The following is a 16,975-nucleotide window of genomic DNA, read 5'->3' on the forward strand; positions in this document are numbered from 1 at the left end:
TGAAAGTATGGATTTACAAGAGAACATGATATTGTTGGATCAGCATGTAGCTACAAAAGAAGAAGCTATTCGTTTGGCTGGTAAATTATTGGTAGACAATGGATATGCAGCTCCGGAATATATCGACTCAATGCTAGCACGTAATGCAGATGTCTCGACTTACATGGGTAATTTTATTGCAATTCCACATGGGACCGATAGCGGTAAAAAGTATATCAAAAAAACGGGCATCTCAGTTGTTCAGGTCCCAATGGGTGTTGATTTTTCCGGTAACGGGGATGAAAACATTGTAACGATCGTTTTTGGAATCGCAGGTTTGAATGGTGAACATTTGGAATTATTGTCGCAGATAGCATTGTTTTGCAGTGATGTAAATAACGTTGTTAAACTTGCTGATGCGCAGTCAGCAGAAGAAATAATTAATTTATTAAAAGAGGTTGATAAATAATGAAAGATGTACATTTTGGAGCAGGCAATATAGGACGTGGATTCATTGGTGAAACTTTAGCAGCAAATGGATTCGAAATTACTTTTGTCGATGTCAACGAACAGATTATCGATGCATTGAATGATAAGAAAACTTATACAATTGAGCTTGCTGATGAATCACATAAAAAAATTCAAGTAAGCAATGTTTGTGGGATAAATAATAGCAAGGATCCTAAGGCTGTAGTTGCAGCAATTGCAGAGACAGATTTAGTTACGACAGCGATCGGGCCTAAGATCTTGAAGTTCATTGCACCATTGATCGCAGATGGTATTAAAGCACGTAAAGAGGAAGGGAAAACAGCAAAACTTGATGTGATCGCATGTGAGAACATGATTGGAGGCAGCCAATCCTTGAAAAAGGATGTCTACAGTCATTTAGATGCTGAAAGCAAAGAATTTGCAGACAAAAACATCGGTTTCCCGAATGCCGCTGTTGATAGAATTGTTCCTCTTCAGAAACATGAAGATCCGCTTTTTGTTTCAGTTGAACCTTTCAAGGAATGGGTCGTTGATGAACATCAAATGGCCAACCCGGATTTGAAGTTGAAGAGTGTGGAATACGCACCGGATTTGGAGCCATACATTGAGCGTAAGCTCTTCTCTGTTAATACAGGGCACGCGACAGTTGCCTACACAGGAAAATATCGTGGCTATGAAGATATTGGCTCAGCTATTAAAGACAGCGCGGTGCTTGCACAGTTGAAGAAAGTCTTGAAAGAGACCGGAGACCTCTTGATCAACAAATGGAATTTTGATCGTTCTAAACATGAAGCTTATCAAAATAAAATTATCGGACGTTTCCAGAATCCGTACCTTTCCGATGATATTGCGCGTGTGGGGCGGACACCGATTAGAAAGCTCGGCTTTGATGAACGTTTCATTCGCCCAATTAGGGAGTCCAAAGAGCGTGGCCTTTCTTATACAGCACTTTTGGAAACTGTGGGGATGATTTACACCTTCGATGAATCAAAAGATGATGAAAGTCGAAAGCTGCAGAAAATGTTGAAGGAACGTCCAATCGAGGATATTGTAAAAGAAACAACTGGGCTGAAGGATGAAGGCCTAATTCAAGAGGTAATACAATCTTATAAAAAAGCTGCCAAAGAGTATCAGGTATAAAATTAATTTGTAAAGAGAAGCAGTGAACACTTAGTATCGAACATATAAGAAATGAACTCAGGTTGGTTTGAATATGATTTAAAAAAAGGCTCGATAAAATTCGCAAACGAATTTTATCAAGCTTTTTTGATTGGCTTGAAAGATTAAGCTTGAGATTTGAAGAGGCCTTTTCTTGAACGCCGGCCAAAAGGGGCATATCTCAGCAATTTAATTTTTTTAAAATGACTATACCATTTATATTTTCTATTGACACTTAACTGTGTCTAGGTTATATTTATTGGTGGTTAATGAATTGGTTAATAGATTTTAAACATCTATACCAATTATGATTGAAATTTAAAAATTGATGCTAATAAAAGCGAAAGGTCGGTTCTTTTTATGTGCGGTATAGTTGGAGTTACAGGAAAAGAAAATGCGGTTAACATTTTGTTGAATGGTTTGGGGCGTCTTGAATATCGCGGATATGATTCTGCTGGTATTTATGTAAATGACCAAAATGGTAAGGAATACTTGGTTAAAGAAAAAGGACGTATTGCTGACCTTAAGAAAGAGATAACACCTGATGTTCATGGGACAACGGGGATCGGTCATACACGTTGGGCAACTCATGGTGTTCCTAGTAAAGAAAACGCACATCCGCACGTGTCAGCTGATGGCCGTTACTATCTTGTTCACAACGGAGTTATCGGAAACTTTGCACAATTAAAGGAAGAATATTTAGCTGACGTTACATTCGTTAGTGATACTGATACTGAGGTCGTTGTTCAGTTGATTGCTAAGTTTGCACAAGAAGGACTTTCTACAAAAGAAGCTTTTAAAAAGACACTGACATTGATTGATGACAGCTCATCTTATTCGTTCTTATTGGTTGACCATAAGGAACCGGATACATTATATGTGGCTAAGAACAAAAGCCCGTTACTCATTGGAGTAGGGGACGGCTTTAACGTTGTCTGCAGTGATGCAATTGCAATGCTTGATCAGACGCATGACTTTGTAGAACTTGTAGATGGTGAAATAGTCGTTGTTAAGCCACAAAGTGTCACAATTGAAAATATGGAGGGCAATCAAATCAACCGTAAACCTTTCCATGTTGATACAGATGCATCTGAAGCTGAGAAAGGCGCATATCCATACTACATGCTGAAAGAAATCGATGAACAACCAGGTGTTATGCGCAATTTAATAGAGCATTACATTGCGGATGATGGTTCGATCAAGATTGATGAAAAACTTCTCAAAGGCCTTAACCAAGCACAGCGTTTATATATTGTTGCTGCAGGTACAAGTTACCACGCAGGTTTAGTTGGAAAGGAATTATTTGAGAGAGTTACTAATACACCAACAGAGGTTCACGTTGCATCTGAATTTGCATATAATCCACCTTTGTTGGCAGAACGCCCATTCTTTATTTTCTTAACTCAAAGTGGTGAAACAGCTGATAGTCGCCAAGTACTTTCACAGGTTAATGAATGGGGTTACCCAAGTTTAACAATAACAAATGTTGCCAATTCAACGCTATCACGTGAGGCTACATATACGCTTTTGTTGTATGCAGGACCAGAGATTGCAGTTGCTTCAACAAAAGCCTACACGGGTCAGATTGCTTTAGAAGCTATTTTGGCTAAAGCGATGGGTGAAAGGAAAGACATAGATAAAGCTAAGGAATTTGACGTTGCCAAAGAATTAACGTTCGTTGCTAATGGGATGCAGGCACTGGTTGATGGGAAAGCAGAGATCGAAGAGATCGCTAAAGATGTGCTGGCAACAACACGCAATGCCTTCTATATTGGTCGCTCAATCGATTATGATATTGCACAAGAGGCTGCTCTTAAGCTTAAAGAAGTATCTTATGTGCAAACAGAAGGTTTTGCTTCCGGTGAATTAAAACACGGAACAATTGCATTGATTGAGAAGGATACACCTGTTATTGCAATCATTACTGATGAAAAGACTGCTAAACATACACGTAGTAATACACAAGAAGTACTTGCACGTGGAGCACGCGTGATTTATATTGCGAGCCGTCAACTGGCAGTAGCTGGCGATCAAATTGTTCTGCCGGAGGTACATCCTTTGTTGACACCATTGTTAGCGATCATACCTTGTCAATTGTTAGCATACTATACAAGTTTGCAACGTGGATATGATGTTGATAAGCCACGTAATCTTGCTAAAAGTGTAACTGTTGAATAAATGAGTTAGGTATAAAAATTTTTAAAAAGATCCATGCCAAATTTCTTTGAGAAATCTGGCATGGATCTTTTTCGTATTCAGAGGCAAAACTAAGTTGATTAAAAAAGAATAAAAAAATAGGTTTTTTACAATATTTATTGGGTTGTAAGATTGGTTTTTAGCCGTCAGAGTAGTATATTTAGGGTATTGAGGATTACTTTTAAGTTGCGGAAAATATAATAATATTTTTTTGCTACATAGTTAAGAACTGGAGGGGGGAGTAAAAAATGAGCATTGTTACATTAGCTCGTTTTCAGTTTGCAATGACGACTATCTTTCATTTCTTTTTTGTTCCATTCTCAATCGGAATGGCTTTAGTCGTTGCAATTATGGAAACAATGTATGTTGTTACTAAAAAGAAACAGTATCTCAGAATGACAAAATTCTGGGGAAACATTTTTTTGTTAAGTTTTGCAGTAGGAGTTGTTACTGGAATCATTCAAGAATTTCAATTTGGAATGAACTGGTCTGATTATTCAAGGTTTGTCGGTGATATTTTCGGTGCACCTCTTGCTGTTGAAGCATTACTAGCTTTTTTTATGGAATCGACTTTCCTAGGTTTATGGATATTTACATGGAAGATGGTTAGCCCTAAACTGCATGTGGTTTTTTTCTGGCTAGTAACCTTTGCTTCATCGGTTTCAGCATTTTGGATATTGGCAGCGAATAGTTTTATGCAGCATCCAACCGGATATACGATTAAGGACGGCCATGCGGTAATGACAGATTTTGGTGCCTTATTGACTAATTCTCAGCTATGGTATGAATTTTCACATGTTATTGCGGGAGCGATCACAATGGGTGGGATGATCCTTGCTGGGCTGTCAGCTTTTCAGTTACTGAGACGTAAAATTAATGAACCGGATTTTTACAAAAAATCGATGAGAATCGGTCTTTGGATAACTTTATTTGGTTCGTTGGCAGTGGTAATGGCCGGAGATTTGCAGATGAAAGCCCTAGTCAGAGAGCAACCCATGAAGTTTGCGGCCGCTGAAGGAGAATATGATGATACAACTGATCCGGCAGCATTGACTTTGATTGCATGGGCAAATGAAAACCAGCATAAACGTGTTTTTGGTGTTGAAGTTCCTTATGTGCTGAGCATTTTAGCTTATGATAAGCTTTCCGGTTCGATTCAGGGAATGAATAATATTAATAAGCAGTTAGTTAAAAAATATGGTCAGCGAAATTATTATCCGCCAGTGAATACCCTTTTTTGGAGTTTTAGAATTATGGCTGGATTTGGAATGTTAATGCTGCTGGTTGCCATCTTAGGTTTGTTTTTCACTAGCAAGAAAAATCAGCTATTGTATCGTCAGAAATGGATGCTATGGATATTGGGATTATGTACTTTTGCACCATTTTTAGCGAATACTGCTGGTTGGCTGGTGACTGAGCTTGGAAGATACCCGTGGACCGTTTATGGATTATTTACAATTAAACAAAGTGTTTCACCTAATGTTTCTGTTGCTTCACTTTTGATTTCAAATATTGTTTATTTCTTATTATTCTTTGGTTTGGCAGCAACGATGGTTGCTTTAATAGTTCGTGAGTTGAAAATGGGACCGGATTATGAAGAAAAGATGCTGCACCAAGATCAAAAAACATCGTCAGATCCTTTTGACAAGGAGGCGTTTGAATAATGAGTTCACTACAACTTCTCTGGTTTGTTCTGATAGGAGTGCTGTTTGCAGGTTTTTTCTTCCTAGAAGGATTTGATTTTGGAGTGGGTATGTCACTTCAAACATTGGCACATGATGAAAAGGAAAAAGATCAGTTGGTAGCAACGATTGGCCCTGTTTGGGATGGAAACGAGGTTTGGCTGATAACGGCTGGCGGAGCGATGTTTGCATCTTATCCTTTTTGGTATTCAGCGCTGTTTAGCGGATACTATCTAATTTTGTTTATTATTCTTGTAGGCCTGATTATCCGCGGGGTCTCATTTGAATTTAGACAGCGAGTAGCAGCTAGACAGAAAAACATCTGGAACTGGACACTTGCACTTGGAAGTTTTATCGTGCCCTTCTTTTTTGGAATTTTGTTTATTAGTATGATCCAAGGGATGCCAATCGATGAAAACGGGAATATGGCAGCTGGTTTTACAGATTATTTTAATTTATTTTCAGTTGTCGGAGGTGTCGCACTAACATTGTTAAGTTATCTGCATGGATTAAACTACATTGCGTTAAAAACACTTGGACCAATCCGTGACCGTGCTAAAAATTATGCTAAATTTTTATATGGTATTCTGTATATTGGCTTAGTAGCTTTTGCAGTTTTGCTATATTTAAGAACAGACTTTTTTAGCCTTCATCTGATCTCAACTCTCATACTATTAGCAGTGATTGTGGTTTTAACGTTGGTTGCGAATACTGCTGTGATGATGGGAAAGGAAATTGTTTCTTTTTTGGCGAGCGGCTTGACACTTATTTCTTTAGTGGCGCTATTGTTTACAGGACTCTTTCCACGTGTAATGATCAGTTCGATCACACGCAAGTACGATTTGCTGATCACCAATGCTTCTTCTAGCCCTTACACATTAAAAGTAATGAGTTATATTGCGTTGACGTTCTTGCCTTTTGTTTTGGCGTACATTGCGTGGACATATTATATTTTTAGAAAACGAATCGGACATGATCGATATACGGAGTATTAGGAATGATCGATAAAAACATTTTGAAGTTTCCAAACATCAAAAAGATATTATTTTTACTGATAAGTATGACCTTATTGCAGGCATTTGCGATTGTAGGGCAAGCGTGTTTTTTAGCTGCAGCAATTGTAGGGCTTTGGAATGGACAGCCTTTAAACAACCAACTAGCGAGGATACTTCTTTTTGCAGTTTGTTTTTGTACCCGACATGTGGTCATCTTTTTTAGAGAAAGGATACTTGACAGGTATGCAGCTGAGCAAGCTAGTTTATTACGCAAGCAATTATTAACAAAGGTTTTTCGTGTGGGGCCGCGAGTTATTCAGCAAAATGGAACGGGTAATGTGATCACAATGCTTCTTGAAGGCATTGATCAGGTTGAAAATTATCTTCATCTTATTTTGTCTAAGATTGTCAATCTGATGATTATTCCGTGGGTTGTTTTATTGAGTATTGTCTTTTTTGATTGGAAATCAGCTGCATTTTTATTGATTATTTTTCCTGTCATTATTATTTTTATGATTGTTTTAGGCTATGCAGCACAATCGAAAGCTGATCGTCAATACAAGACGTATCAACTTCTTTCTAACCATTTTGTCGATTCCTTGAGAGGAATTGACACATTGAAATTTTTTGGGCTGAGTAAAAAATACGGAAAAAGTATTTTTAAAACCAGTGAACGATTTCGTAAGGCAACGCTTAATACATTAAAGATAGCGATTCTGTCGACTTTTGCCTTGGATTTCTTCACAACTTTATCAATTGCAGTTGTAGCTGTTATGTTGGGATTGAGGTTGATAGATGGGCATATGCTGCTTTATCCAGCTTTGACAGTTTTAATCTTAAGCCCAGAGTATTTTTTGCCTATTCGTGATTTTTCGAGCGATTATCATGCAACTCTTAATGGCAAGAATTCGATGAGTGCAATCAGTGAAATATTGGCTATCAAAGAAGAGCAAGTAAAGCAGCAGGCTCTGCCAATCTGGAGTTCACAAAGCTGTTTGAAAGTTCATGATTTAGCTTTTAGCTATGAAGACGAACCGGCAATATCAGAAGTTTCATTAACGGTAAAGGGCTATCAAAAAATTGGAATTATTGGGTTGAGTGGTTCAGGTAAATCAACACTGATCAATCTTCTGAGCGGCTTTTTGATACCGAAAGCTGGTCAGATCAGTTTAAACGGAATTGAGATACCATCTTTTTCACAGAATGATTGGCAAAAACAAATAATTTATATTCCGCAAAATCCATATATCTTTAGAGCGACGCTGCGAGATAATATTGCTTTCTATCAACCGAATGCAACAGTGGAACAGATAGATGAAGCGGTTAGGGTAGTAGGCCTTGAACAGTTAGTGAGCGAGCTAGATCAAGGGATAGATACAATTATTGGAGAGGGATCGCGCTCTTTAAGTGGTGGGCAAGCACAGCGTATCGCTTTAGCAAGAGCTTTTCTTGATAAAAAGCGCAAGATACTCTTGTTTGATGAGCCAACAGCTCATTTGGATATTGAAACGGAAGTTGAGTTGAAGGAAAGAATGCTCCCCTTGATGGAAGGACATCTAGTTTTCTTTGCGACACATCGATTACACTGGATGCAAGAAATGGACCAAGTTGTTGTGATGGATCATGGAAAGATAGCTGAACAAGGAGCACTAGAAAATTTGAAAGAAAAAAACGGTTCATTTGTACATTTGAGCAGTTCAGTGGGGAGGCTTTGAGATGAGGATATTTAAAATATTTAGGACCGACAGCTGGGTAAAACCTTTTTTAGGCAAGTATCGAAAATCTCTGTTTTGGGCTTTAGCCTTGGGCTTTATTACTTTTTTTTGCGCAGGGGCGCTGATGTTTAACTCTGGTTACCTGATAAGTCGTTCGGCCTCGCTTCCTGAAAATATCTTGCTAGTATATGTGCCAATTGTTTTGACTCGTGCTTTTGGAATAGGCAGACCAGTTTTTAAGTATTTAGAACGTTTGACGAGTCATAATTGGGTGCTTAAATTAACTTCTGAACTGAGACTTAAATTATATAATGTTTTAGAAAAGGATGCAGTGTTTTTTAAAAATGATTATCAGACTGGAAATATTTTAGGGTTGCTGTCTGAGGATATTAACCACATTCAAAATTTATATTTAAGAACGGTCTTTCCAACAGTAATTGCTTGGCTACTGTATATTTTTATTGTTATCGGATTGGGTTATTTCTCATTATGGTTTGCACTGGTGATGCTGCTATTGTTTGCGGTCCTAATCATTTTGCTCCCCATCTGGTCTATTATCATCAATGGCGCAAGACAAGAACAACAAAAACAAATGCGCAATATATTGTATACAGAGTTAACTGATAATGTTTTGGGGATTTCTGATTGGATCTTCAGTCAACGCAGTTTGGAATACGCAGACCGGCATATACTTTTTGAACAAAAGTTTCAAGAGGTTACCCAGACTATCAGAGACTTCGATCATAAGCGGAATTTTTTAGCACAACTTGTTTTTTGTGTGATTGCGATTGCGCTTTTAATCTGGACAAGTCAATACTTTCCAGGCAGTCACGGTGGGCAAGCCAACTGGATTGCTGCTTTTGTACTCGCTATTTTCCCCTTGATCGATGCTTTTGCGCCCCTGTCGGATGCTGCACAGGAAACTAATATCTATCAGGATTCCCTTAGCAGGCTTAATCATCTTCAAGATAAACAAGCAAAAAGAAAGCTTGATACAGAAAAAAATGCAGAGGAAGTAACTGCTCCTTATAGCGTGGAAATCAAACATTTAAAATTCAAGTACACGGATAGCAGCAAAGTACTTATCAAGAATCTTGATTTAGAGATTACTGGTGGTGAAAAGATTGCAATTTTAGGTAAAAGCGGTTCTGGGAAGAGTACGCTAGCTAATTTGATACGAGGTGATTTGATTCCGACTGAAGGCACGGTGTGCTTGAATCAGAAAGAAACGTATAAATTTGGAGATGAGATCAGTAATTACATTGGGGTGATCCACCAAGCACCATATCTGTTTAACACATCGATTCGGAATAATCTCAGTATAGGCAATGAAAGTGCATCTGAGCAGAACCTTTGGGATGTTTTAGAACGGGTAGGGCTGAAAAAACTAGTTTTAAAATTGCCTGATAAACTTGATACCCTTGTCGACGAAGCAGGATTGCGCTTTTCTGGCGGGGAACGGCATCGCTTAGCACTTGCGCGCATTCTCCTAAAAGATGTGCCGATCATTATTCTAGATGAACCTACAGTGAGTCTCGATCCACTAACGGAACAAGAGGTCATCGAAACATTTGTCAAGGAATTGCAGGGTAAGACCTTGATTTGGATAACTCATCATCTGCAGGGCCTAGCACTGATGGATCAGGTTGTCTTTCTTGAGAATGGGCGTCTGCAAATAAGCGGAAGCCCACAAGAATTAGCTCAGAACAATAAGCATTATCGCAAATTGCTGGCAATTGATCAGGGAGGATCAATATAAACTTGCGCGCTGAATTAAGAAATGTGCCGAAAAAAGTAAGGATTACTGCGGCAGGTTGATGCAGCTATTACAACACAGAAAAAGTAGGGCTGAACCAAAATATATGGTTGTGCCCCCGCCTGAGTTGGAATGTTGCCCCATAATGAAACAATTGTCATTTTAATTCTAATTAAAAGCTTCGTTTAAGTAACACAAGCGCAATTTTACGAATTTTGTTAGTTGTTTCGCTGTGGGGAAGTTGATCAATATCTGATAGTGCTTTTTCGGTATAAGTTTGAGCTAGCTGTTTTGCCTGACTTATGCCATCGTATTTATGTACCAGTTTTGCGACCTGTTTTGTCTCTTGTGGAGTGATATCTTGCTTTTTATCGAGATAAGGTGCGAATTTCTCTGGATGGTTAGCAATTGCAAAAAGCAGTGGTGAAGTATAGACGCCTTGACCAATATCTTCGAGCACTGGTTTTTTTAGAATTTTTATGTTTGAATCATAATCTAGAATATCATCGAATATCTGGAAGGAAATTCCAATGTTTTCACCTATTTGGGCGGCTAATGTGACAGTGTTTTTATCAGCATGTCCAAAGTGTGCTCCTTCAGTACAGGCGAGTTTAAATAAAGCAGCGGTTTTTCCCTTAATGTTTTCTAAGTATTCATCAATTGTTTGAGTTTTGTTGAAACGTGCATGCATTTGACTTAATTCGCCCAAAAGCAATTTTTTCATTGAAGATGCATTGTATTCCATATATGGTGTGCCATTCATCGTTTCGATCAGTATTTGAAAGAAGACGGTGAACAACAAGTCACCGGCATAGACGGCAACATCCTTGCCATAGTTTGCTTGAATAGTGATAGTTCCATGCCTAAGAGGCGAGTCATCAATAATGTCATCATGAATTAGTGAAGCTCGATGAAGCAACTCGAGAGAGGCAGCTATTTTAAACAACTGCGTTTCGTCTTGCTGCTGTGGATCTCCTAATTGTGAAAATAGTAGAAATAATCCAGGCCGTAACAATTTGCCCTGTTTCTGTGCACAAGCTGCCAGCAGGTTTTGAATATCACTATTTTGGGTAGTAAGTCGTTGATTTATTAGTGAATTTACGGCTTCAAGCTTGCGCGCAATTATTGGGTAGTGGTTCCATAGATCTAGCATATTGAATTCCTTTCCAACTCGTAATAGACATGATATATTTTACACCATATTAAACCATATTAGCTAGTTTATGTATAAAAACTAAAACAGGAGGAGTAGAGATTGACAATTCCAATATTCTTGGAACTGGTCGAAATTAAAGCCAAGACAGCAAGTGTTTTCCCCTTTTTACTAGGTGCTTGTTATAGTTGGTTCAATTATCGTTCAGTTCATCTAGGGCTTTTGATACTTTTTTTTGCAGCAATGTTTATTTTCAATATGTCAGTTGATATTTTAGATAATTACAATGATTATCGACATGCTACCGAAACGCACGAGTATAAGCGAAAAACGAACATTATTGGACGTGAACATTTATCGCTTAAACTAATTTTTACGTTGATGGCCGTGATGATCAGTGTGTCTGCAGTGATCGGTTTCATTTTGGCATACGTTGTTGGGTGGCCGCTGCTTGTCATGGGAGGACTGTGCTATTTGGTGGGGATTTTCTATTCCTCTGGCCCACGACCGCTTTCTAGCTTGCCGTTGGGTGAGCTTTTTTCTGGGCCAACCATGGGATTTATGATAACGTTAATATGTGTTTATATTAATACATATCAGGTTTTTACTTGGGACGTAGAGACTTTAGCGAAGATTTTGCTTATTTCTTTGCCCAACACATTGTGGATCTCAAATTTAATGCTAGCGAACAATATTTGCGACCTTGATGAAGATGAAAAGAATAACCGCTATACACTTGTTCATTATCTTGGAAAGTCGCAATCATTACAATTATTCAGCGTAATGAATATTATAGCTATTCTTGCAATTATTGCTTCCGTTGGTTTTAAAATTGCGCCGTGGACAGTGCTGTTATCACTACTCACGCTTCCCTTCATTATTAAACAAATAGCTGTTTTTTTGAAGGAGCAAAATAAGAGCAAGACTTTTGTTTGTGCGATTCGGATATTAGCTGTGGGTGCGTTGAGTCAGACAGTATCGTTTATGATTTATATACCATTTATTTAAATAACTAAGGAGATGTATTGGTAATGAAGGAAATCGTTATTTTAGGGGCAGGATATGCAGGCTTGAAAGCCTTACGTCGTTTGCAAGCTAATAAAGGTGATTTTCATATCACGTTAGTGGATCGTAATAAGTATCACTACGAGGCGACAGATCTGCATGAAGTTGCAGCTGGAACACAGCCAAAGGGAAAAATAACATTCCCAATCGCAGACGTTGTTAAGGCATCGACTACTTTTGAACAAGCTGAAGTAAAGTTGATTGATCGTACGAAACAAAAAGTTCAATTAACTAACGGAAAAAGTTTAGCATATGATTATCTAATAGTTTCATTAGGCTTTAGATCAGAGTCCTTTGGGATAGCGGGAGTTGCAGAAAATGCTTTAGAGATGGTTGATGTTGTTTCAGCAGAAAACGTCTATCAGCATATTATGCAGCAGATGAAGGATTATACTAAAACTAAGAACCAAGATGATTTAAAGATTGTTGTCTGTGGTGCAGGCTTTACTGGGATTGAATTATTGGGTGCTTTGGAGGACAACCGCAAAAGGTTTGCTGCAGCAGCTGGGGTCGAACCGCAGAAACTTGAGTTCTATTGTGTCGAAGCAGTAACACGTTTGTTGCCGATGTTTGATGAAAAATTAGCAGATTATGGAATATCTACTCTGAAAAAATGGGGAATTAAATTTTTGACCGGTAAACCGATCAAAGAAATTAAACCAAATACTGTTATTTATCAAGAAAACAAAGAGACTGGAGAAACTAAAGAATTAACTGCAAGAACGATTATTTGGACGACTGGTGTCAGCGGCAGCAAAGTTATGGAAGCATCAGGCTTTTCACAACGTCGTGGGCGTGTAATGGTGTCAGCGGATTTGACAGATCCAGATTTTAGCAATGTCTATATTATTGGGGATGTTTCAGCGGTTATGAATACTGAAAATAATCGTCCTTATCCAACAACAGCGCAAATTGCGTTGAGTATGGGTGAACATGCAGCTCGGAATATTCTCGCGCAGATTAATAGAGCGGCAACAACTCCGTTTACTTTCAAATCATTGGGTTCGGTAGCATCGATAGGTAATACACATGCTTTTGGGTTAGTTGGCAAGTCAGCTGTCAAGGGATACCCTGCTTCATTTGTTAAAAAAATGATTATGGATAAATCGCTGCTCGAAACAGGTGGTGTCAAAGAGATGCTGGCTAAGGGACGTTTTGATCTCTATCATTAGAAACCAGTGTAGTTTTTGTTTTGAAGTACTATAGTTTTAAAAAGGTAAGCTAAGATCAGGACAATAAGCCGAATAGGCGTTAGTTTTGGAGACTTAACTGTGAATATAAGCTTAGTTTGTTTATGATAGGCTCACAACTAGGTAAAAAAACTTGACTATTGAAACAAATTATTTCATGTAATACAAAGTTAAAATAAAGGACTGGCCCAAAAACGTGAATTTTGGGCCAGTCCTTTTTTAATACAGCACAGAAATCTTTCTTTGCTTAACTTTGAAGTGCTTGTGCAGCGAGGAGAGCTGGGAAGATGTTCGTAAGTGTAGCTTATTGGCAGTTAAAACGATAGGCACAGCATGATCATCTATCATTATTTACTAGTTAAATATAAATATTGATTAACCCTTGAGTTCCCTGATCCCCTAAGCCTTTAACGTCCACCATAATTTCGTAGAGACGCTTGGCCTCGGTAGTCGCTCTTAGGCCCAGTCCCATTTGATCTGCTTCCTCAAGTGCAATACGTAAATCTTTTAAAAAATGACGTGCAAAGAAACCTGGAGTATAGTCGTTTTTTAAAATGCGAGGTACATAGTTATCCATGCTCCAGTTATCTGCACCACCGCTCGACAACGTCTCTAGGATTTTTTGTTCATTGAGCCCAGCTTTGCGAGTGTAAAGTAACATCTCTGTCAGCCCCGTCATCGTACCTGCGATCATGATCTGATTTGCCATTTTGGCGTGCTGACCTGAACCTGCAGGGCCAAAGTAATTGGTTTTTTTTCCGATCTCCTTAAATAAAGGCAGCATGGTGTGATAAGTTTCTTCATCACCGCCGACCATAATTGTTAAAGTTGCGTTCTTAGCTCCGATATCTCCTCCTGAAACAGGCGCATCGAGGATATTGAAATTATGGTTGCTTCCATAAGCGGCAAGCTTAGCTGCCAAGCTAGGGCGGCTAGTTGTCATATCAATTGCTGTTGCGTTCTTGTTAAGTCCGGCAAAAATGCCATCCTTTCCAAAATAAACTTGTTCGACATCTTGCGGGAAGCCAACCATCGTGAACACGACATCGCTTTGGGCAGCAACTGCACGTGGACTTGGCGCCCATGTTGCGCCAGCAGCTATGAGTTTATCTGCTTTGCTTTTAGTTCGGTTAAAAACGGTTAACGTATGACCTGCAGCCATGAAGTTTTTGATGATGGCAGCACCCATAACTCCTGTTCCGATAAAACCAATTTTCATATAGATCAATCATCCTTTCTAAAAAAATGAACCAGCACAGTGATGAAAATAACTTGATGGCACCAAACTTATTCATTATTCACTATGATAATGGCATTAATAAATTGTAGCAAGTCAGCAGTCCTAAATCAGTCAGACTGATAAAAAGCTATACGCTAAAAGCTCTTGAAAAAAATAAGAAACTTTATTTTTTTACAGCAGTGAAGCAGGGCATTTCATTATTAAATTGTTGGAGAACAAAAAATAGGATCAAGATAAAGTTACGCCACGCGAAATGCGGCATGCCTTTGCCCTAACCCTTAATATTTGTTTTGTAAACTAAAAAGTTTGTTTAAGATTTATTTTTTACTAATTTGCTGACTTTAATGAAATCGCGCTGGATCAGGAATGAAATCAGCAGAGCTAATAAATCAATCAGAATAAAAGCAATCAATGTCAAAGTATAGTTATGGAACAGCTGATGTGTTAATGACAATAACAATGGACCAACAATCCCAGCTGCTGCCCATGCTGTGAGTACGTAACCATGGACTGCTCCTAATTCTTTAGTGCCGAAAACATCACCTAGGTAAGCTGGAATGACAGAAAAACCGGCCCCGTAACAAGACATCAGCAAGCACAACGCAATTACGAATAGAAGCGGTAGCTTGAAGATGAGCATGGCTGACAACATCACAATATCAAGAATGAAAATAGCACTGAAAGTAGCAGGGCGTCCAATATAATCGGACAATGTTGCCCATATTAAACGTCCGAATCCATTAAAAAGGCCAATGATTCCGACCATAACTGCAGCTGTTTCGACGGACATGCCAGTCATGCTTTGAGCCATCGGAGATGCAGCTGAGACCAGACCGATTCCGCAGGTAATATTAATAAAGAACATTATCCATAGGAAAGCGAAGGATTTTGTTTTAAGAGCTTGGTTAGCGGTCAGTTCTGGTCCTTTTGTCAAGCGTGTGCCCACAGAGGGTATATTAGAATTTTCGCTCAGTAGTACCTTATTGGGGCGTACAATAAACTGTGCTGCCAGCAACATAATGACAAAATAAAATGCTCCCAACAAGTAGAACGTTTGCTCAAGACCGACACTAGCCATTAACTGTTGAGCAACTGGACCAGTCAGCATTGCTGCAAAACCAAATCCCATTATAGCCAACCCTGTTGCTAAACCGCGCTTGTCTGGGAACCACTTAATAATCGTTGAGACAGGAGTAACATATCCTGCACCTAAACCTAAGCCACCGATGACACCATATGAGAGATATAAAAGCCAAATCGAGTTTTGATGGATGGCCCAGCCAGTCATAATAGTTCCAGTTCCATATAGAAAACTAGCGATTGTTCCTGTTAGCCTAGGACCAATTTTCTCAACGACTTTCCCCATAAAAGCAGCTGACATTCCCAAGAAGAAAATAGCGATACTAAATGCAATAGCGACTGAAGATTCTGTCCATCCATTCTGCTTTGCAATTGGATTGGTAAAAACGCTCCAAGCATAAACAGAACCAATCATTAAATGAAACATAACACCTGCAAACGCGACAACGTAGCGATTTGTTTTCAACATCAATTCCTCCATCTTGATATTATACGAACAATTTAAATGTTGTGCACAACTATTGTTGGTATATTAGGATGATATCATACTTTTTAAAGGATTTAAACAGTTTAATTTGATGATAAAACGAATTTTAGATATAAAAAAAGCTGGGGCACACTTTGCTCCAGCTTTTCGCTTTTTTTAAGATACTTACTCGATTTCAATATGGTTTCCAGTAACTTTTTCTTCTGCGAGTTTAGGCAGAGTGAGTTTTAGAACTCCAGCTTCACATTTTGCCTTAATTCCATTTTCATCAACATTCGGTAAACTGTATTGACGTGCGAAGCGACCGTAACTACGTTCGCTTGCGATTACATTTCCCTTATCATCACTTTTATCACTGAAAGAATCACGTTTAGCACTAACTGACAGAACACCATCACGATAATCAACGGTAATATCTTTCTTGTCAATTCCAGGGACATCGATTTGAACATCGTAAGCTTTATCGGTTTCCTTAACGTCCGTCTTCAAGGCACGATTAACTGAATTGTCAAAATCAAAGAACGAACGACCTAGATTTCCGAAGAAATCATCTTGCTTCATCAAGTTATTGAAACGATTTGTTAATTCATTTGCCATAATTAAAGACATCCTTTCTTTTTTTCTTTCAATTATTATAATAATCAAAATTGGTCAAATTGCAATTAAAATGAATCAATATTTGCAAAAAATTGAAATTTATATGTCAAAAAATATTGACAGTTAAACATACCAAATGCTATACTTAAGTTTCTATTATACGGTGAAGCGTCTGCGACGGAAGGCAGGCGCT

At 38.5% G+C, this 16,975-nt stretch carries 13 protein-coding genes; 9 read left to right on the forward strand and 4 right to left on the reverse strand.

Annotated features, from left to right (window positions below; translation table 11 throughout):
* The first annotated feature begins 7 nt into the window (after positions 1–7).
* The 7 genes from FC19_RS06560 (at position 8) to cydC (ending at position 9,973) form a co-directional block, all read left to right on the forward strand.
* Positions 8–448 carry a PTS mannitol transporter subunit IIA gene (locus FC19_RS06560; RefSeq protein WP_057876188.1) on the forward strand — a complete coding sequence of 147 codons (441 nt, stop codon included), beginning with the start codon at positions 8–10 and terminating at the stop codon, positions 446–448.
* A complete protein-coding gene (locus FC19_RS06565) occupies positions 448–1,608 on the forward strand; it encodes a mannitol-1-phosphate 5-dehydrogenase (RefSeq protein ID WP_057876189.1) in 1,161 nt (386 codons plus the stop codon). Before FC19_RS06560 ends, FC19_RS06565 begins: the two co-directional genes overlap by 1 nt.
* 378 nt (positions 1,609–1,986) lie before the next feature.
* Positions 1,987–3,804 carry a glutamine--fructose-6-phosphate transaminase (isomerizing) gene (glmS, locus tag FC19_RS06570; protein ID WP_057876190.1) on the forward strand — a complete coding sequence of 606 codons (1,818 nt, stop codon included), beginning with the start codon at positions 1,987–1,989 and terminating at the stop codon, positions 3,802–3,804.
* Between the two features lie 266 nt (positions 3,805–4,070).
* Complete coding sequence (locus FC19_RS06575; RefSeq protein ID WP_057876191.1) at positions 4,071–5,486, forward strand: cytochrome ubiquinol oxidase subunit I; 1,416 nt, start codon at positions 4,071–4,073, stop codon at positions 5,484–5,486.
* Positions 5,486–6,499, forward strand: coding sequence for a cytochrome d ubiquinol oxidase subunit II (cydB, locus tag FC19_RS06580; RefSeq protein ID WP_057876192.1), 1,014 nt, complete (start codon positions 5,486–5,488; stop codon positions 6,497–6,499). The genes FC19_RS06575 and cydB overlap by 1 nt, the downstream gene beginning before the upstream one ends.
* 2 nt (positions 6,500–6,501) lie before the next feature.
* The gene (cydD, locus tag FC19_RS06585; protein WP_057876193.1) at positions 6,502–8,214 is read left to right on the forward strand and encodes a thiol reductant ABC exporter subunit CydD; all 1,713 of its coding nucleotides are present in this window, start codon (positions 6,502–6,504) and stop codon (positions 8,212–8,214) included.
* A gap of 1 nt (position 8,215) precedes the next feature.
* Positions 8,216–9,973 carry a thiol reductant ABC exporter subunit CydC gene (gene cydC / locus FC19_RS06590; protein WP_057876194.1) on the forward strand — a complete coding sequence of 586 codons (1,758 nt, stop codon included), beginning with the start codon at positions 8,216–8,218 and terminating at the stop codon, positions 9,971–9,973.
* Positions 9,974–10,142: 169 nt separating this feature from the next.
* On the opposite strand, the gene FC19_RS06595 is transcribed toward cydC, so the two are convergent.
* Entirely contained in the window at positions 10,143–11,123 is a 981-nt protein-coding gene (locus tag FC19_RS06595; protein WP_057876195.1) for a polyprenyl synthetase family protein, read from the reverse strand.
* A gap of 102 nt (positions 11,124–11,225) precedes the next feature.
* Between FC19_RS06595 and FC19_RS06600 the strand changes: the two genes are divergently transcribed.
* Both FC19_RS06600 and FC19_RS06605 read left to right on the forward strand, forming a co-directional pair.
* Positions 11,226–12,131: a prenyltransferase gene (locus FC19_RS06600; protein WP_057876196.1), complete on the forward strand. Its 906-nt coding sequence runs from the start codon at positions 11,226–11,228 to the stop codon at positions 12,129–12,131.
* A gap of 23 nt (positions 12,132–12,154) precedes the next feature.
* A complete protein-coding gene (locus FC19_RS06605) occupies positions 12,155–13,360 on the forward strand; it encodes an NAD(P)/FAD-dependent oxidoreductase (protein ID WP_057876197.1) in 1,206 nt (401 codons plus the stop codon).
* Between the two features lie 376 nt (positions 13,361–13,736).
* Here FC19_RS06605 and FC19_RS06610 read toward each other — a convergent pair whose 3' ends face one another.
* The 3 genes from FC19_RS06610 to FC19_RS06620 form a co-directional block, all read right to left on the reverse strand.
* On the reverse strand, positions 13,737–14,597 hold the full coding sequence (locus FC19_RS06610) for an NAD(P)-dependent oxidoreductase (RefSeq protein WP_057876198.1): 861 nt from the start codon (positions 14,595–14,597) through the stop codon (positions 13,737–13,739).
* Positions 14,598–14,928: 331 nt separating this feature from the next.
* On the reverse strand, positions 14,929–16,164 hold the full coding sequence (locus tag FC19_RS06615) for an L-lactate MFS transporter (RefSeq protein WP_057876222.1): 1,236 nt from the start codon (positions 16,162–16,164) through the stop codon (positions 14,929–14,931).
* Positions 16,165–16,350: 186 nt separating this feature from the next.
* Entirely contained in the window at positions 16,351–16,782 is a 432-nt protein-coding gene (locus FC19_RS06620) for an Hsp20/alpha crystallin family protein (RefSeq protein WP_057876199.1), read from the reverse strand.
* Positions 16,783–16,975 lie beyond the last annotated feature (193 nt).

The organism is Liquorilactobacillus aquaticus DSM 21051, assembly GCF_001436755.1.
In the GTDB taxonomy this organism is placed as follows: domain Bacteria; phylum Bacillota; class Bacilli; order Lactobacillales; family Lactobacillaceae; genus Liquorilactobacillus; species Liquorilactobacillus aquaticus.

Coding starts and splice junctions, on each gene's coding strand:
- FC19_RS06560 (WP_057876188.1), top strand. CDS start 8: ATGGATTTACAAGAGAACATGATATTGTTGGATCAGCATGTAGCTACA.
- FC19_RS06565 (WP_057876189.1), top strand. CDS start 448: ATGAAAGATGTACATTTTGGAGCAGGCAATATAGGACGTGGATTCATT.
- glmS (WP_057876190.1), top strand. CDS start 1,987: ATGTGCGGTATAGTTGGAGTTACAGGAAAAGAAAATGCGGTTAACATT.
- FC19_RS06575 (WP_057876191.1), top strand. CDS start 4,071: ATGAGCATTGTTACATTAGCTCGTTTTCAGTTTGCAATGACGACTATC.
- cydB (WP_057876192.1), top strand. CDS start 5,486: ATGAGTTCACTACAACTTCTCTGGTTTGTTCTGATAGGAGTGCTGTTT.
- cydD (WP_057876193.1), top strand. CDS start 6,502: ATGATCGATAAAAACATTTTGAAGTTTCCAAACATCAAAAAGATATTA.
- cydC (WP_057876194.1), top strand. CDS start 8,216: ATGAGGATATTTAAAATATTTAGGACCGACAGCTGGGTAAAACCTTTT.
- FC19_RS06595 (WP_057876195.1), bottom strand. CDS start 11,123: ATGCTAGATCTATGGAACCACTACCCAATAATTGCGCGCAAGCTTGAA.
- FC19_RS06605 (WP_057876197.1), top strand. CDS start 12,155: ATGAAGGAAATCGTTATTTTAGGGGCAGGATATGCAGGCTTGAAAGCC.
- FC19_RS06610 (WP_057876198.1), bottom strand. CDS start 14,597: ATGAAAATTGGTTTTATCGGAACAGGAGTTATGGGTGCTGCCATCATC.
- FC19_RS06620 (WP_057876199.1), bottom strand. CDS start 16,782: ATGGCAAATGAATTAACAAATCGTTTCAATAACTTGATGAAGCAAGAT.